Source organism: Candidatus Leptovillus gracilis, assembly GCA_016716065.1.
Classification (GTDB): domain Bacteria; phylum Chloroflexota; class Anaerolineae; order Promineifilales; family Promineifilaceae; genus Leptovillus; species Leptovillus gracilis.
In genome coordinates this window covers 661940-682501 of the sequence record JADJXA010000003.1, presented here as the reverse complement: position 1 = coordinate 682501, position 20562 = coordinate 661940, and the positions used below count along the sequence as shown (strand labels likewise).

General features: G+C 55.0%; 14 protein-coding genes and 2 pseudogenes. 10 read left to right on the top strand and 6 right to left on the bottom strand.

Annotation, left to right across the window (positions count from 1 at the left end; all coding sequences use genetic code 11):
- Positions 1-196 precede the first annotated feature (196 nt).
- The 8 genes and pseudogenes from IPM39_11815 to IPM39_11780 all read left to right on the top strand — a co-directional run bounded on the left by IPM39_11815 (position 197) and on the right by IPM39_11780 (position 6773).
- Positions 197-1255 (top strand): tyrosine-type recombinase/integrase, encoded by a 1059-nt coding sequence (locus IPM39_11815; protein ID MBK8986747.1) that lies wholly within the window; start codon positions 197-199, stop codon positions 1253-1255.
- 955 nt (positions 1256-2210) lie between these two features.
- Positions 2211-3476, top strand: a pseudogene (locus IPM39_11810) (reverse transcriptase N-terminal domain-containing protein).
- Positions 3477-4635: 1159 nt separating this feature from the next.
- Positions 4636-4947, top strand: a complete 312-nt coding sequence (locus IPM39_11805; GenBank protein ID MBK8986746.1) for a hypothetical protein — start codon at positions 4636-4638, stop codon at positions 4945-4947.
- A gap of 28 nt (positions 4948-4975) precedes the next feature.
- Positions 4976-5134 carry a hypothetical protein gene (locus IPM39_11800; GenBank protein MBK8986745.1) on the top strand — a complete coding sequence of 53 codons (159 nt, stop codon included), beginning with the start codon at positions 4976-4978 and terminating at the stop codon, positions 5132-5134.
- A 287-nt stretch (positions 5135-5421) separates the two neighbouring features.
- Complete coding sequence (locus IPM39_11795) at positions 5422-5901, top strand: hypothetical protein (GenBank protein ID MBK8986744.1); 480 nt, start codon at positions 5422-5424, stop codon at positions 5899-5901.
- A 99-nt stretch (positions 5902-6000) separates the two neighbouring features.
- Positions 6001-6258, top strand: a complete 258-nt coding sequence (locus IPM39_11790; protein MBK8986743.1) for a hypothetical protein — start codon at positions 6001-6003, stop codon at positions 6256-6258.
- A gap of 78 nt (positions 6259-6336) precedes the next feature.
- Positions 6337-6531 carry a hypothetical protein gene (locus tag IPM39_11785; GenBank protein ID MBK8986742.1) on the top strand — a complete coding sequence of 65 codons (195 nt, stop codon included), beginning with the start codon at positions 6337-6339 and terminating at the stop codon, positions 6529-6531.
- A complete protein-coding gene (locus IPM39_11780; GenBank protein MBK8986741.1) occupies positions 6528-6773 on the top strand; it encodes a hypothetical protein in 246 nt (81 codons plus the stop codon). Before IPM39_11785 ends, IPM39_11780 begins: the two co-directional genes overlap by 4 nt.
- A 27-nt stretch (positions 6774-6800) precedes the next feature.
- On the opposite strand, the gene IPM39_11775 is transcribed toward IPM39_11780, so the two are convergent.
- Positions 6801-6962 carry a hypothetical protein gene (locus IPM39_11775; protein MBK8986740.1) on the bottom strand — a complete coding sequence of 54 codons (162 nt, stop codon included), beginning with the start codon at positions 6960-6962 and terminating at the stop codon, positions 6801-6803.
- 50 nt (positions 6963-7012) lie between these two features.
- On the opposite strand from IPM39_11775, the gene IPM39_11770 reads away from it, so the two are divergent.
- Positions 7013-7300 carry an ATP-binding protein gene (locus IPM39_11770; GenBank protein ID MBK8986739.1) on the top strand — a complete coding sequence of 96 codons (288 nt, stop codon included), beginning with the start codon at positions 7013-7015 and terminating at the stop codon, positions 7298-7300.
- Between the two features lie 1516 nt (positions 7301-8816).
- Here IPM39_11770 and IPM39_11765 read toward each other — a convergent pair.
- Positions 8817-9446: a hypothetical protein gene (locus IPM39_11765; GenBank protein MBK8986738.1), complete on the bottom strand. Its 630-nt coding sequence runs from the start codon at positions 9444-9446 to the stop codon at positions 8817-8819.
- A 157-nt stretch (positions 9447-9603) separates the two neighbouring features.
- Between IPM39_11765 and IPM39_11760 the strand changes: the two are divergent.
- A pseudogene (locus IPM39_11760) lies at positions 9604-10888 on the top strand (ISNCY family transposase).
- Positions 10889-10893: 5 nt separating this feature from the next.
- Here IPM39_11760 and IPM39_11755 read toward each other — a convergent pair.
- The 4 genes from IPM39_11755 to IPM39_11740 form a co-directional block, all read right to left on the bottom strand.
- Entirely contained in the window at positions 10894-11757 is an 864-nt protein-coding gene (locus IPM39_11755) for an IS630 family transposase (GenBank protein ID MBK8986737.1), read from the bottom strand.
- 175 nt (positions 11758-11932) lie between these two features.
- Positions 11933-16093, bottom strand: a complete 4161-nt coding sequence (locus tag IPM39_11750) for a hypothetical protein (protein MBK8986736.1) — start codon at positions 16091-16093, stop codon at positions 11933-11935.
- 324 nt (positions 16094-16417) lie between these two features.
- Positions 16418-16774, bottom strand: coding sequence for a hypothetical protein (locus tag IPM39_11745; protein ID MBK8986735.1), 357 nt, complete (start codon positions 16772-16774; stop codon positions 16418-16420).
- 1314 nt (positions 16775-18088) lie between these two features.
- Complete coding sequence (locus IPM39_11740) at positions 18089-20551, bottom strand: tetratricopeptide repeat protein (protein MBK8986734.1); 2463 nt, start codon at positions 20549-20551, stop codon at positions 18089-18091.
- Positions 20552-20562: the final 11 nt, after the last annotated feature.

The window sequence follows — 20562 nt, the reverse complement described above, 5'->3', positions numbered from 1 at the left end:
AAATGAGGCAAAAAAACCCGCCTTTTTCTTTCATTTTTTGCTACGTATAATTTAATCTTATACGTAGTTATTGGGCTAAAATAGGAAATTATGAACCATAGAGACAAAATGAAGGGCGTGACACAACGGCTAGGTAAGCACGACAAGGAACGGCCGTGACGCAGCTGATATTTATAAAAAACTACGGTGACAACCCATGAGCGAACAAACAATCATACCAACGCCAAGCAATGAGTTGGAGAATCCACTGACAGCGACGACCCCCATGGCGACTGTCGGCCAAGTCGCCAACCAGGTGGCCGCCGATCATATCTTTGCCGACTATTTAAATAGGAAGAGCGATGATACGATTGCCACGCACTATGCGGCCTTAAAGCGGTTCGGCGAATATTTGGAGATTGCTGGTATTCCAGGCTTAACGGGCGTTCGCCTGCAAACGGAGCCAGAATCCTGGCGCGGCTTAACCTGGGGGCTGGTAGAAGGTTTTGTCAAATGGCAGCTGCACGAAGGTTATGCCATGGCCACGGTGAACAACCGGCTGTCGGCCATCAAGGTGTATGCCAGGATGGCCGCCAAAGCGGGCGTGATTGATGCCCAGGAATTGCAGCTGATTAAAGCAGTCAACGGTTACGGCCGGGCTGAAGCCAGGCGGGTGGATGAACGACGCGCAACGATACGCGTGGGCCATAAAAAGGAATTACCGGTGCGCCTGACGCCATGGGACGCGCAAATCTTGAAGGATCAGCCTGATACACCCCAAGGACGGCGCGATGCGCTTCTGTGCTGCCTTCTCCTGGATTTAGGGTTACGTGTGGGCGAAGTTTACGGGCTATTTGTCGAGAATTTCGATTTAACGCCAGGAGAATTGCGCTTCTATCGCCCTAAAGTCGATATGGAGCAAACGCATCAGTTAACCGGTGATGTCTGGCTGGCAGCAAAACGGTATCTGGCTTTGGATGCGGCCGCTGCCGGGCGCTTGTTGTTAGGCAGCCGAAAAAACGGCCGTCTAACCAACAAGCCGATGTCGATACGGGCGATGCAGAATCGTATTACCTATCTGGGAGAGCGCCAGTTGGGGCTTGAGGGTCTGTCTCCCCATGACTGCCGTCATTACTGGGCCACCGACGCGGCCAGAAGTGGGACGGATCCGTTTCGGCTACAAGAGGCCGGCGGCTGGGCGAGTCTGGCGATGCCCCGGCGCTATGTGGAAGCGGCGGAAATTGCCAATAAGGGGGTGAAGTTATCGGCGGGATAAAAACAGGCTTTGCTAAAAGACACCTAGTTTTGCCGCCTAATGGGTAGTTGGGGTGCTGGGAGCAAATGGACGATTTCCTACGCTAAGGAAGTTTGGAGGTTTTGAAGCTAATTTCGGCTCGAAAATCAACCGCTTTATCCAGCAAAAGGAATTATGTTGCAGCAAAAACGGCCGTTAAGTGAGTGAATTCTTGCAAAATCGGCTCGCTTTGCACTGTTTTCCGCAATATAAGGCGAGTTATCACGGTAATTATGTTACAAAAATGGCTAATCGTAGGTTTTCATCCTTTTACTGCTAAATGCGCCAGGGGGATTCTTTTTGAGTCAATGCGGTTGCCATGAGGTTTGTTTACCAGGGTGTTGCTCTATTTCCTGCCGTTTTGATTCGTTCTCTCGAAACCGGTTCATGACCGGGGGATGAGAGGCAAGGAGGTAGTATGGCTAACTAAATCCTTGATAACTTGTGGTTCGATGTTGGGTGCAATCCCCAACCTCTAGTGAACGGAGAATGCTACATCCCCATGGTAGCGACTGGACATCAATCCGTGAAGCGGGATGAAAAAGCGGGTCGCCTGGAGTTCGACCAGGTCATCCCCGCAAGCAGGTATCTATGGGTAGGAATACGAACAGACGTCTGAAGCATCGTGAATAGAAACAAGCCTACGCGGACTATTGGCTTGCCCAAAATGGGAAAGGATAAGGGCCTGGCGCATGGCAAGCACGACCAGGGTTCACCCCGACAAACCCGGTGTATAGTCTGACCCTAAGGATACGCAAAACGAACCACAGGAACGAAGTAAACCCGCCCGTGCTCTCAGCCGGACTGAGCAGGCGCCAACCGGATGCCGGTCGGGGAAGGATTCCCCAAGAAGCAAAAGCCGGGGGTAATGCCCCGGATAGGCAGACGTGGGGACGCATGATTGGAAGGTAAGGACACAAGTAGGAGTAAACAGGTTATGAACACGGTACAACAACCGATGTATGAATGGAAAGACCTGCCCTGGAAGAAATTCGAGCGGTCGGTTTTCAAGCTCCAAAAGCGTATTTACCAAGCCTCAATTGAGGATGACAGAAAAACAATCCACAAGCTCCAAAGGCTCTTAATTAACTCTTGGCACGCTCGGTGTCTCGCTGTCAGACGGGTTACGCAAGACAATCGCGGCAAGAATACTGCCGGCATTGATGGCGTCAAACGCCTTTCACCCAAGCAACGATTGTATCTGGCGCAAACGCTGAAACTTCGACAGAAAGCCCGCCCCCGTGCGGCGCGTATGGATTCCTAAACCAGGTAAAACGGAGATGCGCCCCTTGGGTATCCCCACCATACGCGACCGAGCTGAGCAAGCCTTGCCAAGCTTGCCCTGGAACCCGAATGGGAAGCTCGCTTTGAACCAAACAGTTACGGATTCCGGCCAGGACGCTCCGCCCATGATGCTATTGAAGCCATCTTTCAATCTATCTGCCTCAAAGCAAAATATGTCCTCGATGCAGACATCGCCCAATGCTTCGACCGCATTAGCCATGCCGCACTGCTGGCAAAACTGGAACTTTTCCCTGCCCTTCGCCGTTCCATCCGAGCCTGGCTCAAAGCTGGGGTCATGGAAGAAGACCAGCTTTTCCCACACCCGCCGGTTCGCCTCAGGGTGGGGGTCATTTCGCCACTGTTAGCCAACATCGCTTTACACGGTCTGGAAACGGCCGTCTCGAAAGCACACCCACAGGCGCGATTAATTCGTTATGCCGATGATTTGGTGGTATTGCACAAAGACCTACCCGTCATTGAGCAAGCAAAGGAAACAGTGTCAGCATGGTTAGCTGGGATGGGGCTGGAATTGAAACCAAGCAAAACATGCATCACCCATACATTTCACCAGCATGAAGGCAAGGTTGGGTTCGATTTCCTCGGATTTCATGTGCGTCAATACCCGGCGGGTAAGAATCGCTCCGGGAAAACGGGGTATCCGCCCAACTTGCCACTTGGCTTCAAGACCATTATTAAACCCAATAAGAACGCGATGCAACGGCACTACCAGGAGGTTAAGCGCATTATCGAGGCGCACCCATTCACACCACAGGCACAGCTCATCAGCCAACTCAACAAAACTACACGCGGCTGGACTGCCTACTTTGCCACGGTTGCTTCAAAAGATGCCTTTTCCAAACTGGCACATCTCACCTTTGTCAAGCTTCGCCGCTGGGCAAAAGGGTCGCCACCCATCTAAATCCTGGAAATGGATTGCCCGTAAATATTGGCATCCTGAACGGGGAACTTGGCTCTTTGCCGCGCCTGTTGGTCTGCCGCTTTACCGGCATTTCGAAACACCCGGCCAACGACAAGTCAGAGGTGAAAGGCAGCAAGAGTCCAATTATGGAGATTGGGTTTATTGGGCCAAAAGAAGAGCGGCTTATACTGGAACCCCAACACGAGTAGCGAAGCTACTGACAGCAACCGTATCGCTCAAGTGAGGATTGCTATTTTACGTCAAAGGTGAGCTTCAGGAAGGTGACCACATGTTCCCAATTGCCAGCGGAGGTAAAGAGTCAGCAAATACCAACAGGCGGCTTTGCTGCCCCAACACTGTCATCACCAGAAGACGTACAAGAGCCGACCGGTCTTTGGCAGTTGAGAGGCGCTGCTAGAAAAGTGCCGGTCATGCGGGAGTCGGATGAGCAGGAAACGCTCGACCGGCTTTGGAACAGCGCCGGGCAAAGGAGGGCGACTCCGTCCCCTGGAACGACGTTTCATACCTGGCGGGGCTGAACCAAGAGCAAACGTCATGTCTCGGTGCTCAAATTCTTGCGATACAACGATAGAACGATATGATGACCGAACTAAAGGAGAGTTGAGCGCAATGACCCTCAAACTAATAGACCAATCTCCTTTCTTAGTTTTATAGTGGGCATTTCGGCGTTGCCCCAGTTGGAATCGTAAACTCTACGTGCCCATGCGGCATTGTGTGATGCCATGGGTTTAATGCTCTATGGTCAAATCCGGCGAATCCGCGAACAGTTAGGCGGCAATGCCCTGGTCAATTGCATCATGTGGAACTATGGCGATGAGGCGGCGCGGAGCGAGACACGATCTGCCTGCGCCTGCTGGCCCGCTTTGGCTGGGCACTATTCAAACCAACCGGATTCCTGACGAAAGAAAACGGGAGCGTGTTGAACCAATTCCAACGCGACTTCGCCGATGTTGCCTGGGCTGCATTTCGGCGCGAAATTCTGCCAGACGATATGTTGGCGGAAATGGATGCGCCAGTCTGCGCGAGCTCAACAAGAATATCGCGTCTTATGGACGAAGCGGCCAATCTGCAGCGGACATCTGCAAACCCACGATCTCGCGTTTAGGGCATAGCACCCAGTTAGGAACTCTGGAAGAACGTGTCTCGGCTTGAAGCCCGATTACAGGAACTGGTGATTCTAAACCCGCAGCAGATGAAAGATTATGCCGATATGGTGGCAATTGTGGCGCGGGTTCTCAAACGCAAGCAAAAAGGTAACGAAGCCACGGTTCACGCCGAGGTCAAACGGCAGTTCCAGGTACCTTCCTACCAGCTTATCCCAGAAGCAAACTTTGATACCGTCAAGCGCTATCTGCGATTGGTTTGTCCGCCTATCCGGACCGGTGCGCCTGTCCCCACGATTTTTGAGCAGCCAGCCAAAAGCGATTGCTGTAGGAGGAAAGCCGGATGACAACAGCCAACGTGCAGAGCATAAAGTGGTGCTGCCTGATGAAGTGTGGAGTGAAACGCTCATCCAGGCGACGCTGGAACAGAAAACAGCCAGCGAGGTTTGTGACTACGTCTTACGCCACTATGTGGGTTTATCCGCAGAAGATAAGCCGCCAATCCGGCCAACGACAATTAGAATTACCCACTGACGACAATTAGAAATGCCCATTTAGGCGTCAACGTGACTGCGGCTAAACTCCTGACATTTATGTAAGGAGTAAAGCAATGACAGCCACCGACGCACAAGTGAGGGATTGCTATGCGTGAACGAAAAAGGGAAGAATCAGGAACAGGCGGCGGCCAAAGCCAATCTGCAGCCGCAAAACAGTCAGCAAATACGAGCAGTCGGGTTTGCTGCCCCGTCAACTAGAGAAGGCGCGGACGTACAAGACCCGACCGGATGCTTTTGCTGCTGAGTGGCCGATGTTAGAGAAAAATGCTGGCCGGGCCTGGTGAAGCCAAGACATTGTTCGACTGGCTGTGCGAACAGCAGCCGGGCAAATACCAGGAGGGTCAACTGCGTACCCTGCAACGACGTGTCACGACCTGGCGGGCGCTGAACCGAGAGCAAACGGCCAGTCTGGACCAGATACGGGAGCCAGGCGAGATGATGCAGTTGGACGGCACCTGGATGACCGAACTAGAGGTGACGCTGGAGGGACAACCGTTCAAACACATGCTCATCCACAGCGTCCTGCCTTATTCCAACTGGGAATGGGGGCGTGTGGCGCAGTCGGAATCGTTGAGCGCGGTGCGCCTGGGCTTACAAAGCGCATTGCTGAAATTGGGCTATGTGCCGCAAATTGTCCAGACAGACAACAGTTCGGCGGCAACCCGCCGCTTGCGCAGTGATGAAGAGGACGCGAACGGCCGTACACCGATGAGTATCTGGCGCTGCTGGCCCACTATGGCCTGACGCCGCAGACGATTCATCTGGGTGCGTCTGACGAGAATGGGGATGTGGAATCGAGCAACGGCAAGCTAAAACAGTCGGTGGCGCAGCAGTTGTTGCTGCGTGGCAGACCGCGATTTCGCCAGCCTGGCGGTGTATGAGACCTTTTGGTTTGACATCATGGACAAGCGCAACAAACGGCGCGAGATGCGATTGCGCGAAGAATTGGCGGTGATGCGGCCGTTGTCGGCCACGCCGCTGGGCCAACCACAGCAAACTGCGGCTGCGCGTCAGTCAGGGCAGCCTCATTCGAGTGCTGGAGAAGACTTATTCTGTGCCCACGTCGCTCATCGGCAAAATGGTGACGGTGGTTATCCATGAGTGGTCGTTGGAGATTTATTACGCCGGTCAACTGGTAGACCGCTTCGCCCGGCCTCATTGGCAATGAGGTCCACCAAGGTGAATTACCGCCATGTCATTGACAGCTTGCTGCGCAAACCGGGGCTTTCGCCGCTACCGGTATCGGGACGATTTGTTCCCTCGCTCGTCTTTCGGCAGGCGTGGGAGGCGCTGGACCGGCAGTATGCGCCATGCCGGGCCGATTTGCTTATTGCCGAATTCTGCATCTGGCGGCGCGTCATCTGGAGGGTGTGACTGGCGGCGGCTTTGAACTGCTGCTGACCACCGGTCAGACGTGGAGCGAGGTGGATGTGGCCGAACTCCTGCGTGTGGAAACGTCGGTCGTGCCGGCGCTGACGCAGCCGGTGGTGGAATTGCGCCTGTACGACCAGTTGTTGGTCGGCGGTGGCGCGCTGAGCGGTGGCGCGCTGAGCGGTGGCGCGCTGGGCGGTGGCGCGCTGAGCGGTGGCGCGCTGAGCGGGTGGCTGGCGCGCTAGGCGGTGGCGCATGACGACGGGCATGAATCAGGCGAGATGCGTGCGGCTGTTGTCAGCCGGGCGGCGGCTGCCGACGATGGCAGCAGCGGCAGGGAGGATGCGCTGCGCGGAACGGGATAACTGGCCGCTGGATGCTTTATCCCACTTGTTGAGAGACCAGGAGGTGGCGACGCGGCAGCAGCGGCGCATTGAGCGTCTGCGGCTGGAGTCGAAGCTGCCGCCGGGAAACGGTTGCCGTTTTGACGAAGGCCGCTTGCCGCTGCGCATCCGGCGGCAGTTACCTATTTGCAGGCCGGGGACTTGTCAATCAGGCCCAGAATGTGTTGTGCTTTGGTTTACCGGGCACAGGCAAAACGCATCTGGCGGCGGCCGTGGGGCTCTGTTGGTGGAAAACGGCCTTGGTTCGCGCTGTTTACGCCGACCTTCAAGGTGGTGGGGCGGCTGCTGCGGGCTGGGTTCAGGAATATGAACTGGAACGCGAACTGGACCGGCGTTTAGACCGGTTTGGAGGTGGTCATTCTGGATGATATTGGCTATGTGCAGCAGAGTCGGGAAGAGATGGAGGTGTTGTTCACCTTTTGAGAAGGCGGTATGAGCGGCACAGTCTGGTGATTACCTCCAACCTGGTCTTTCGGAGTGGGACAAGATATCTCAAGGACCCATGTTGACTTGGCGTCTGCCACAGACCGGGTGGTGCATCATAGCATCATCATTGAGTTTGGGCGAGACATCCAGAGTATGCGCATGGAAGAGGCGCAACGGAGTCAGGCGGCGCTGCGACCAGAGGTGGGCGTAGGGTAACTTTTCATGGGGAGAAAATCGTGGCAAAAATGACGCCAGAAATCCGTGACCAACTCTTGTTCTGTTATCCCGGACCCGTGCCTGTGTGCTCGGTGGAGTCACCCTGGTTTGCCTGGTTGGAAACGGCGTCGGCCTTCCGCTATTGCAGTGGACAGCGGCGCAATCTGTGTCGCGGGCATGGCCCCGTTGTATGGACCTGTGTCTTTCCGCAAGGAGCGGCGGCGGCAGATGGGACTGTGGTATGCCTATCGCCGGGTGCATGGCGTTTTGTACAAGCGGTATGTTGGTAAGTCGGCGGGTGACGCTGGCGCGGTTGGAGGAAACGGCGGTGGCTCAATGAGATATGGTGACAGATGGGAAGCATTAAGGAGGGCCTATGGTGGTGGTTGGCAGGCTGGCTGACGGCTTGTCGGGGCGTGTTTTTATGGGAACGGTATGGGCATTTCTAATTGTCGTTGATGGGCATTTCTAATTGTCGTTGAGCAGCCAATCCTATTAATGTCCGGATCGGGTCGGCAGCGCTCTATTTATTTAGACCAACAGATTTGGATCGAACTCATTACCTGTAAGGTTCGAGAGCGGCGGCCGATCAGCGCGATTCTGGAACAGCAACTGCGGGCATATTTGGGCCTGCCCGTTTCGCTGCCTTAAACAAGCTTCTCTTGACGCTTTTCTGAAATAGACAAATGAGAAGAAGGGTATGTTTCCAAGGCGGCAGATATAGATATCCGCATTGAATCAAAAAAATAATCTATCTAACTTGGCGTGGTTCCCATTGTCGCGAATAGATCTGTCTGCCTACGGCGCTGAGGCGAGATTGCGGCGCAGTTGCTTTGTCTAACAGTTGCCACCAGATCCGGGATGTGCTGAGGCAACAACCGTTGTCTTCCGCGATGGATGCTCGCCAAACGGCCGTTTGCCAGCTATATTTTTGGCTTCCCAAACGGCCGTTGGCCCTCGCGACTTCTCGCTTTTTCGGCCCTCAACTAACCGTACATATTGCAACCGTATGGACAGGAAGTGGGATTGGTTGGCATCGGCCGGACACAACACTACGAGGGGCAAGTCAAGCCTCTCTAACGGTTGTTGCCTGGGCTTGAATCAGCAAACGGCCGTTCTGTACACAGATTCCAGAGACAAAGAGAAACGGGCAACGCAATTGTTTGGATGTGCTTTTGCCGCGATAATCATCCTAAGAAGATTGTTATCAAAAACCCCCATCTTAGGAGAAAATCACGATATTCACCAATCCACCGATGGATTGATGCGACCGCACCATTGACGAAAGTCGTCCATGCGATCACGACGCGAGACATATCGGATCAACTCTAAGACAAAGTCGCTTTTGGTTTGCGGAAAATTTTCATGCTCAATATCCATAGCAAAGCAAATCTCACGCAACTCGCTGACGCTCAAGGATTCCCGGCAATTAAAGAATAACCGGTATTCTTTCCGCTCATAAACCTCTTTGCGCTGGCTCTTTTCATCGGCAAGATGGCCTAAAACATTCGTGAGTATCTGGCTCTCACCCACAGGTTCGGGCGTTTGATCCACCAAAACCAGAATGGTTTGCTCTTCTTCATGTAGCCGTTCCTGACCATCAGCATAAGAAACTGTAAGATGGAGAGGCACGTCTGGGCCATATTGAAGCGGACTGACCGATAAGGGGAGCACTCGCTCTTCTTCAGGGGCAATACGGGCTATCAATTGCGTGCAAGTGATCCCGCCAGCAAATTGCTCGTTGCTGCTTTGCGCCTTAATTGTCAGATGCGCCGCAACGCCAAATCCTTTGTTCGTCACTTTGAGATTTATATCTGACGGGGTATGTTGTTGCAGATTGGCGTACTCCACATCAAGTATAATGACCGGCAATTCATTGTAACGTGCTACCTCACGTAAACAATAGGCCAGGTCTTCGGACAGCAGTTCTCAATCTGAAAAACTAGTGACATGAAGGGCAAAAAGTGATAGTGTCAGGCATTTGCCCAAAGGAGAAAACATGAGCCACGCACTATCACTAGATAAAATCATGGAACATTTTCAAGAATCCTGGCGCAAGTTGCCAGACTACCGGAAACCCAATAACAACACTAAATACGAGGTAGCCGATGCTGCGTTGTCAGCCTACAGCGTCTTTTTTTTATGCAATCCGCTTCATTTTTAGCCCACCAGCGGGATATGAACCAACGTAAAGGTCAAGACAACGCAGGAACTTTGTTTGGCGTCAGCAAGATACCCAGTGACAATCAGATACGAAACTTGCTAGACCCAGTGACACCTGACCACTTTCATGGAGATTTCTCTTGGATTCATGGGGAATTAAAGCAAAGTGGTTGTTTGGTGAACTTTCAGGATTATAAAAGCACTTATCTGATCCCCTTTGATGGAGTTGTCTTTCATTCCTCAGAGAAAATCCATTGTGATAAGTGTAGCACACGCCAAGACCGCAACGGCACAACCCACTATTATCACAGTGCCATTATGCCCGTCATCGTCAAACCTGATTCGCCCCATGTCCTATCACTACCACCAGAGTTTATTGTGCCTCAAGATGGACATGAGAAGCAAGATTGTGAACGAGCTGCAGTTAAGCGCTGGTTAAGGCAGCATCAGGGTCAGTTTGAGGCCCAAAGTGTGACCTTTCTGGGTGATGATTTGTACGCTAACCAGCCGCTGTGTCAGTTAATTGACCAAACCTATCAACAATTCTTTATCTTTGTCTGCAAACCTGATTCCCATCCCACCCTTTATCAATGGGTAGACTCTCTGGCTGGTGTCGCGGGTTTAGAGACCATGCAAGAACGCTTTTGGAATGGCCGACATGGGGAAATCTGGTCCTATCGCTTTGTCAACCAGATACCCTTACGGGCGGGCGAGGATGCTATGTTGGTCAACTGGTTAGAGTTAACCATTACCCATGAAGGCACTGGCGAACAGATCTTTCATAATGCTTGGATTACCAGCCATCAGGTCACGCTCAAGAATGTGACTTCTTTAGCTAAGAGGGGCGTACACGCTGGAAGGTTGAAAATGAAAACATCAATGTCCTCAAGACCAAAGGTTACAATCTAGAACACAATTTTGGTCATGGGCTGAATCATTTGTCTAATGTCTTTTTCTCGCTCAATATTCTGGCTTTTCTGACTCATACAGCCCAGCACTTGCTCAACAAGGCTTATCGTCTCTTACGAGATACGTTAGTTGTACGGCGCACTTTTTTCAATGATCTCAAAGCCTTAACTCGCTATATCGTTTTCGATAGTTGGGATGCCTTGTTTGCTTTTATGATAGATGGGTTGGAGTTATCCCCTTGATTCTTTCATTTAATTTCAGATTGAGAACTGCTGTGTTGTTGAAAGAACTCTTGCATCACTTTGCTGGCGTGATAGCGTGCCCCATCTTGAATCAAAATGAGATGTTTGGTCGTTTGCTCCAGGACCTCCAGCAGGAACGTCTGATAGCTGGTGCTATTGAATTTGTCTGTTATCCCCTTGTAAAAGAAACGTCCTGACAAATAATCAATGAGGCCAAAAACCTTGTACGCCTTGCGCCGTCCGCTGGTTTTGACGGTGGGTTGTTCCCCACGTCTCGCCCAGGTGTAACTGAGGGTTCCCCATTGGGCGAAACTGGCCTCGTCTCCGAAAAGTATCATCCCTCCTTTGGCTTGAGCGAGGCGTTTGATTTCTGGCCAAGTCTGGGTCATCCAGGTCCTCTGGGCTTCGCCAACATTATCCAGATGATCAGAGACAAAACGAGCCTTCTGATAGGAGAAACCCATATTCTTTAACAATTCAGCGATGTAGTGCAAATTGTAGGTAATCTGAAACTCTTTCTCGATCAGGTCTTGGAGCAGAACTGTGTTCCAGCAACCACAATCATAGCCCGCCTCTTCTGGCCCAGCCTCGATGAACGTTGCCAGTTTCTTGCGCTGATTCTTCGTTAATTTGGCTGGTCGTCCCGGCGGGCGGTGATAGTGCAAGCTTTCCACACCGCGTTTCAGAAACGCGCGAATGTAATTACGCACACATTCTTCGCTCAAAGCGAACATCCCGGCTACTTCCGCTGTGGTTCGGCCCTCCGCTACCGCCAACAGCGCATGGATTCGTTTGATAAGCCGTGTCTGCCCTTTCTGATAACTGTTTTGCAGACGTTTGATGACCTGTTTGCGTGTTTCTGTTTCCAAACGTATTCTGATCCCCATAGATACAGATTAGACACATCAGCCACTTTTTTGCCAAGCAACTCAAAATCTTTTTCTGAAAAGCTATAGTACGAGTCTTTCTGCCTGTGTGCTCAGTGGTGTCTCCTGCCTGGTTTGCCTGGCTGCGCACGATTTCTTCCTTTTGCTACAGTAGTTCTCAGAGTTCGGGGTGCCTGGCGGTACACCGGGATAAACGGCGCCGCCGCAAAACGGCCGTTCCCCCCACCCCCATCACCCCCACCAACAACCCAATCCAACCAACCGGGCTGGATGCCGAGAAGGAGGAGAGAGAAACGGCCGTTGGCTCCGCCGTCGCCAGCGTCCAGATACTCAACCCATCCACTCCGCTTATCGTCGCGCAGCTATAACCGTTCACCGTCGTCAGCGTCGGCGCATCGCCAACTTGCCTCCAACTCCCGTCGCGCCAACGCGAGAAGCGCAGGGCGCTTTCATCCAACCCACCCAACTCCGCTGCCGTATAGCAAAGTTGCAGCGTCAGGCTAAACCCTTCCGTCACCGTCGGCGTAATCTCCCACCAGGCGCCGATAGATTCCGGCCCCTGGCTCGCCCACTCAACCCGCTTCGTCACCGTGATCACCCCTGGATCGGTAAGCGCCCCATCCCGCTGCACACCCGCCAGCGCCGGGCCAAAGGTCGTCAAGGTATTGGTCATCACCGGCCGCATCACCGTATCGCCGTCATCATACTGCATCTCAAACGCGCCGATGTCGCAGCCCAGGTCGGCCGTGCGGGACAAGCCGCGCGGGTCGGCGGGCAGGCAAGCGGCCACATCCGCCTCGTCTATCGCCGGCGAATCGGGCAGCAAGGCCAGTGTGGGCAGAGCGACGTCTTCATTAGGCCCGATACGCGGGCCGCCGTGATCGCCCAATAGGCCAAGCCGGGGAGCGGCGGCGAGGAAGCCAACTGAGCCGACGGTGTTGCAGGAGCTATCCGTGGCCAGCGTGTGGATGTTCGTCGTGTTCGGCTCCTCCAAGAAACACGTACCGCTGATGATGTTGTTGTGCAGCGTCAAGACGTTTTCATAATTTATAGAGGGGTGGAAAAGACTGCTCGCGCCATCGGCGAATATGTTGTGGGCCAGGAACGTCGTGCCAAAGTTTTTCAACCTCAATCCGTTGCTCGGACCCCCCTGTCCCCAATTCTCGGCAAAGGTGCTGTTGGTGATCGTGATGGGACCATTCGTGTACTCCGCATGGATGGCCCCACCCCCAAAGGGGACGGTATACCCGCCAACATGGTCAGAGCCATTGCCGATGAAAGCGCTGTCCTGCACAACCAGCAGCAGAATAGGGCTTTCATTGGAATAAAGGCCAATGCCGCCGCCGCCCCACTGAGTCACATTGTTTGCAATCAGGCTGCGGCTGATCGTCGCCCCGCTAGCGAAGCTTACGCCAATGCCACCGCCGCCCACCAGAGAACTGGCGGCGATCATCTCGGTCACCACGTTCTGGCTGACAATACTGTCAACGAGGTTGAGCGAGCCTCGGGTGGAGGTATGGCCTTGTATAGCCACAAGAATGCCGCCGCCACAAGCCCGACGATTACAGAAACGGCTGGTATTGCCGGCAATCAGCGAGTTTATGACGTTCAGCTCGCCAGAGGCGCTGATGCCGCCGCCCTTGACGGCGGTGCTGCTCATCACGGCGCTGTGGGTCAGCGTCACCACCGCCCCCGCATCCACCCGCAGCGCGCCGCCGCAGGGATAGCTGTTCCCATCATCGAAATGCGCACAGATAGGATTCAAGACGACGCCGTTGGAAGCTGACTGCGTGCTGGTCATCGCGCTGCCGCGTGCCAGGGTCAACCCCGCCAGCGTGACGCGCCCGCTGGGGATCCACAGCAGGCGGTGCAGATCGAAGCCGTCCAGCGTGGCCGGAGCGGTCAAGGCGGTAGCGTCTACGGTCATATTGCGCGTGATGACCAGCGTGGGTTCTGAGACCGTCCAGGGGAAGGGCGAGTCGTACAAAAGGGTGATGGTCTGCCCGGCCAGGTCTGGCCGGAAATCAACGACCGCGCCAGTGGGGGCCGCGGCCAGGACTTGCCGCAGGGAGCAGGGGCCGTTGCCGCGCAGGGCGTCCACGCGCAGCGGCGCGCTGCATTCCACCGTCGTCGCCGCTTGCGCCCAGGTTGTCAGGTTGGCCGCGCTGCTGACCTGGGCGGTACTGAGCAGCGTATCGCCATAGTCGCCGGGCTGGTTGAGCGCGCCCACATTGCGCAGCGCCAATACCCAGGTCAACGTTTCGCCGCTGTCCATACTGCCCTGCCAGAATACCTGGTTGCCGTTGAGCGTCGTGTTGGTGGGCGAGATGACCCACTGCGCAAGGACCACGCCAGCCGGTAAGGTCTGTGTGAGAAAGACCGCCGGATCGGCGGCTACGCTGCTGTTGGTCAGCATGAGGGTATAGGTCATCAGGCCGTGATAGGGCGCGTTAGCGGCGGGCGAGACGGCCAGATTCAGGTGCAGCGGGCCGCGCTCATACGCGCCGACGTCGCAGGCTGCGCCCTGGGGCCGCGCCAGATCGCGCTGGTCAGCGGCGGGACAGGCGTCCGCGTCACCGGCGTCCAGCAATGGGCTGCCCGCCAGCGGCGCCTGGGTCAACAACGGCTGATCGCCAGCGACGCCGACTCGCGGGCCGCCATTGTAGGTCAGTTCGCCCAAGAGCGGCACGCCAGACTGGAAATTGACGCCGCCCGCGCTGCACGAACCATCTTCCACCAGGTTGTTGACGTTCGCGCCGATACTGCCAGAGCCGCCCAGAGCGCAGTCCACGCCTCGGTTGGGATAGAGCCGACCGAAGCTGTTCGCCACTACGGTATTGGTGTAATGCAAGGTGGCAGATTCTGGGCCGACATAAATGCCGCCACCCTGGGTAGCCAGGTTGTCAACCAGCGTGCTGTTGGTCAGTGTCACGCTGCCAACGTACACAAGAATAGCGCCGCCGGTGGCAGCGCTGCCATTGCCGCTGAAGGTGCTGTTTTCCACCTGCATTGGGTATGATGGGTATGAGTAGAGGGACAGCGCGCCGCCGCCACCGGCCGTAACTCCAGACCAGTCGGTGGGGGAAGACACCGCATTGCCGACAAAGGCGCTGGATTGCAGCGTCATCTGGCCGTGAGCGTTAATGGCGCCCCCATAGTAGAGTGCGGTATTACTGAGAAAGACGCTCCTGTCTATCCCCAGATAGGGCGCTTGCGCAGAGTTATTCCGGTTGCTAATTGCGCCGCCAATCTGGGCCGAGTTGTCGCGAAAAACGCTGCGCTGGATCGTGAGACCCATGTTTACGTTTTCAATAGCGCCGCCTGAGGAAACGATGTCTGAAGCAGCGCTCTCATTGGTGCGATTCCCAATAAACGTACTATCGGCCACGATATTCATATCGTTATAAACTGTCTGTGCCCAGCCAGCCAAAAGAAGCGCGCCGCCGGTATCGATCGCCTTGTTGCTGATGAAGGTACTGCGACTAATCTGCAACCTGAGGTCGGGTCGATCGGGTTGATCTGCCATTGAGATTATGGCGCCGCCATGGTAAGCGGTGTTGTCGCTAAAATCACTACCCACTACGGTCAAGACGTGCCGGTTCTCAATAGCGCCGCCGGTAATGGCGGCATGGTTGTTTGTGAAAGCGCTGGAATACACGGTTGCCGTACCCTCGTTGAAGAGCACGCCGCCAAATCCATACCCCTCGGGAAGATTTGTGTTCCCGCTGAAACTACTATGCGCGACCGTCAACGTCCCCCAGTTGCTGATTGCGCCGCCGTAGGAGGCGGCCGTATTACTCACCACCGCGCTGTGCGTCAGCGTCACCTCGGCGCCGACCTCTATTTTCAGCGCGCCCGCGCAGGGTTCCGCGTAGCAATCCTTAACCGCGGTGTTGTTGCCATGGGCGAAGGTCAGCGCACGCAGCGTGACGCGGGCATTGTCGCTCACCCGCATAATGCGCACGGCGTCGTTGCCATCCAGCGTGATGGAGATGGGCAGCGTGCTGCCATCCAGCGTCAGGTCTTGCGTGATCTCCAGCGTGCTGGCGAGGGTGATGGTATCGCCGGACAAGTTGGCGTCGAAGGTGATGGTATCGCCGGGCACGGCGTCGGCGATGGCCTGGCGCAGCGTTCCCGCGCCACTGTCCGCGCTGCTGATGACGGTGATATTGTCGCTGAATGGAGCGGCCGCTTGCGTGGGCGGTGGCGGCGCGATGGCCCACAACAGCAGCACGCCAATGACAAAAGAGAGGGCGACGCTTGAAACGACGGCTAAGATTCGTTGTATCATGTGCAGATAGGGCTTATAGGTTGGCAATTTTGTTTCTCCTGAGAACCATTCTTGTTTGATCTGCATGTTAAGGGTGGTGGTTAAAGTGGGGCGCATCTATTAGGGAAACCCCATATTAACATTGCCAGTGTAAATGAGACGCAATTTGTGTATCTGGTGAAGGTTTTCCCACAGTGTAGTCTGTGTGCTGTTATGTAAAAATAGGAGATATGGCTCACATGTAGGCAGGTGGCGTGAATAGAGGGGGAAAACGGCCGTTTCCCCCTACTGGGCTTCACAGCCCCTGCCGACTGTAATGAAGCCCAGTAACATCGCAACTTTCCTTCAACAAGATTTTGTAGGCTAAACAGATCATTGTGCCGGCGTGACGTCCGGCGCAAACCCATAAACGCCGCGAGCAGTATCGCCGCTGCAATGCCGATTGTTGCCGGGGACTGTGTAACCAGGGCAATGACCCGCGCCCCCGTAGGAATTTCTACCTTGATAGTCCAAAAGCCCGCTCAACTCGAATCCGCTGCCGGAAAGCGTCCCGGCGTCCGGCTGACCGACCGTCCTGTCCAGGGCGTAATCTCCGTCCGCGCTGACCGCGCCGCCGCCATCCACCGTAGACCACATCAGGTCATACCTGCCGCCGGATTGTGTACCAGCCAGCGCCCGCATAAGCAGCAACAGACATGCTGTGTGTAAAGTAACGCGTGAGATTTGCATCGCTTTCTCCTTTACCGCCGCCAGATATACGGCGAGCAGAGGGTACTGGAACAGTGCGCCACCTTCAGGTCGTCATTGGTACTATCGTAGTAAGTGATTAGCCCCAATCAAGCAGTCTCCGTGAAAGCCGCCTTAGCGCAACACCACTTCCACGACGACGTGCCGGTCAGCGCCCGGCAGATAAAAGGAATGGCTGGTTGCCAATATGGGTATTTTTGCATATCCCACCCAAAAGGTATATTCCAGCGTATCTCAGTCGAGTAGGCTAAAGTAGATGTGGCCCATTAATTTGGTTGTTTTCGATCATTTTTTACTCGAGAAGGAATTTTGAAATATACCTTTTGGCCTGTGGGTAACAAACTCGCTATATGAGGCGACATGATTAATTTCCACGTAACGGCCAACTAAACTCCCATGCCAATCTATTTGGCATTATCTAAAAAGACACCTGGCCAGATGAAGGGTAACACATTTGGGACATCAGACTCCGCCAAGACGTTACTGGAATGCGCTTGATTACCCCAAAAGGGAAATTGAGCCGCTGAAATCGGCCGAGAGAACAGAAAAGGTGGGATTTAGGCGCAATTTTCTCTAAAAACGCGGCAGAAAAGCGTAGAAGCGAAGCTAATAGGGTTCGAAGAACCATTTTCCTAAACCCACATGGTTGACTTTTACGGTGTAGAAAATCCATTTCGGCAGTTGCTTCTCTTGAGGAAGCTGGCACTTTGGGTGTTTTCTAGCGTTTTTGCGCTCTGGCGAAATAGAGTGTCCCAAATGTGTTACCTTTCATGATACTGCTGGCGAATTGTTTCGTCGCTCCGAAAATCACAAAAATCAGCCGCTTCAAGGTTAAAAAACGATCAAAATTTGTTTGTTTCATCACCGATTTTCGACCTGTTTTGAATTCGCCAGCAGTATCCTTTCATCTGGCCGGGTATCTTACGCCTATCTACAGAAACGTGATGCGGAAAACAGTCATTGATTTTCTGTCGCCATTAATCTAGTCGCCTCATATGGCGAGTTTGTTACCCACAGGCCAGTTTCGAGTTCGCCAACAACATCCATCCCGAATTTAGGCCAACATATCTGGACAGTCGATGAACTGTTAATGTACCGAGTGCCGTTACCGCGCTGGACATCACCGAAACGTCGCGGACGGCCTTCTAAAGAGCTGTCAGACCTGATAAATCGATGGTGTTAACCGACCACGATTAAATGTGGTCTTACCGGCACCCGAGGTAATGGGTGAACCGGAGAAATTTGGAATGGACAGATGCGCCTGGCAACCTGGTAACTGTCCCAGGTTCAGTGACGTCAGACCAGTCCCTGTTCGAGCGCGCGGCGGGCGGCTGCCGTGCGCGAGTTGACGTCCAGCTTTCCATAGATGGAGGTTAGATGAGCATTGACCGTACGAGGGCTAATCACCAGGGTTTCGGCCACTTGGGCATCGGTCATCCCTTGCGACACCAAGCGCAGCACCTCCAGTTCGCGCCGCGTGAGTTCACCTGTTTTGTCCATACTCTCTTTTTGGCGGTCAGTCTCATTCTCCGGCGCGGTGGTCGGCGTCAGGGAGTGAAACGCGAATGTAACCGCTTCTTCCAAGCCCATCGCCTTGCCCGCTGCCAGTGCCGTGGCGAAGCCTTTAGCGCCCAACTTCTGGCGCGCCGGCTGTAGACCTCGCTCATACTTCGCCTCGTCAAGAGGGTTTAGGATCACCCCCATCACTTCACGCTGGCCTGCATCTACTCCGTGTAAGCGCGCCGCCCGCTCGGCCGAGCCAGTGGCAGCTTCAAGGATTGCCAGGGTGCGTAATACCTCCACTGTCGTTGGCCAGTCCCCCAGCTCTTGTGCCAGGACCAAGCTCTGCCTGGCACGGGACCGGGCTAACTCATGCTCGCCCTGCGTCACAGCCACCAAGCCCAGATCGGCCAGAACAACGGCCGATTGTCGCTTGTCTCCCAAGGTTTCAGCGATGGTGTGGCTACGTTCGAGGTAAGACTGAGCTGCGGTTCTGTCACCTTGGTACAAAGCCAGGCTGCCGAGATTGCCCAGGGCCAGGGCCGCCCCGTGCAGGTCGGCCGTCTCTTCCATCAAGGGTGAACAGCGCTCGAAATAGGAAACCGCCGCCGTAGGATCGCCTAACGCATAGGCGACTGTACCTAGATTAAGCAGTGCGGCCGCAACAGTGTTCTTGTTACCGTACTCCTGAGCAAGGGACAGCGCTCTCTCGTAATAAGACTGTGCTGCCGGGAAATCACCCTGGTGGTCTGCGATGATACCCAGGTTACCAAGCGCTCTGGCCATTCCATCCCAGTCTTCCATTCTCTGAGCGATTGCCAGCCCATCTTCGAAAAAATTCTGTGCGGCTGCATACTCTCCTTGCGCCACCGCCAGCATGCCGGCGCCCCGCAGTGCGCTAATGTGGAGCAGTGTATCGACGACCTCCCCCTGAATTTCCGACAGGACGCCTGTGAGCACCTGCAGGCCTTCCCGTGTATAGCCACGCAGATACCAGAAGTAGGCCAGGGCAGCGGATAGCCGGAGCATGAGCGCCAACCGTTTTTCTCTGCGGCACCATCCGAGTGCGGCGCGGAAGTTGTCATGCTCTTGCTCCAGGATCTCAAGCCAGCGGTTCACGCTGGCGCTTTTCAATTCCGGCGCTGCTTCCTCGGCCAGCGCCAGGAAACAGTTGGCGTGTGCCTGCTGCAAACGGTCCTGCTCCCCGCTGCTGCGCAGCTGTTCTAGGGCAAACGCGTGGATCGTCTGAAGCATCACAAAGCGCGGTTCGCCGTCTGGTTCGCCGGCTTGGCGCAGCAGGTTTTTATCCACCAGCGCAGCCATACCGTCCCACAGGTCAACGCCTAGATCCGCATCAGCATCGCACACCGTCGCGGCAGCCTCCAGTGTGCAACCACCAACAAACGCCGCCAGCCGCCGGAACAACTTCTGTTCCTCCGGGGCCAGTAGTTCGTAGCTCCACTCCATCGTTGCCTGCAGCGTCTGCTGGTGCGCCGGCAGGTCGCGAGCGCCGCCTTTGAGGTGCTGCCAGGCGCTCCCCAACCGACTCTGGAGCGCCTCGGCGCTCCCCCAAAGGGGCAGGCGAGCCGCTGCCAGCTCGATGGCCAACGGTAACCCGTCCAGCCGAGCACAAATCTCGGCCACAGCAGCGGCATTGGCCGGTGTCAATTCAAACGACCGCATGGCGGCTGTCGCCCGCTGCCGGAACAGTTCTACCGCAGAGAAGGAGGCGACTACCGCCGCCGACAAGGCCTGATTCAGCTGATCGGGAGCAGGCGTCGCCAGCGGGTTAACCGGGTAGTTGTGCTCACCGCGCAGTCGCAACCATTCACGGCTGGTTGCCAGTACACGCAGCTGTGGAGCAGCCGCCAGCAAATCGGAAACCACCGGTGCCGCCATGATGAGATGCTCGAAATTGTCCAGCACCAACAGGAGCTGGCGTTTGGCAAGCGCCAGGCGTAACGTCTCGGTCACGGTTTCACCTCCACATTCCGCCACGCCCAGAGCAGCGGCAATTGTGGCCGGCAACAGCTCCGGATCCTGCAACGGATCGAGCGCGATGAAAAAAACTCCATGGCTGAAGTTGGGCAGCAAGTGGTAGGCCACTTCTAAAGCAAGCCGTGTCTTTCCTACTCCTCCAGGTCCAGTCAGTGTCACCAAGCGAAACGCTTCATGCTGCAGCAAAGCAGCCAACTCTGACAGCTCGCGCTCGCGCCCAATTATAGGTGATGTTGGTGCAGGCAGGTTATGTTCGGCCAAGACAACGTTAC

Bases quoted from the DNA above. Each gene is read 5' to 3' on its own strand.
- IPM39_11815 (MBK8986747.1), top strand. From the start codon at position 197: ATGAGCGAACAAACAATCATACCAACGCCAAGCAATGAGTTGGAGAAT.
- IPM39_11795 (MBK8986744.1), top strand. From the start codon at position 5,422: ATGCTGGCCGGGCCTGGTGAAGCCAAGACATTGTTCGACTGGCTGTGC.
- IPM39_11775 (MBK8986740.1), bottom strand. From the start codon at position 6,962: ATGCGCCGCTGCTGCCGCGTCGCCACCTCCTGGTCTCTCAACAAGTGG.
- IPM39_11745 (MBK8986735.1), bottom strand. From the start codon at position 16,774: ATGCAAATCTCACGCGTTACTTTACACACAGCATGTCTGTTGCTGCTT.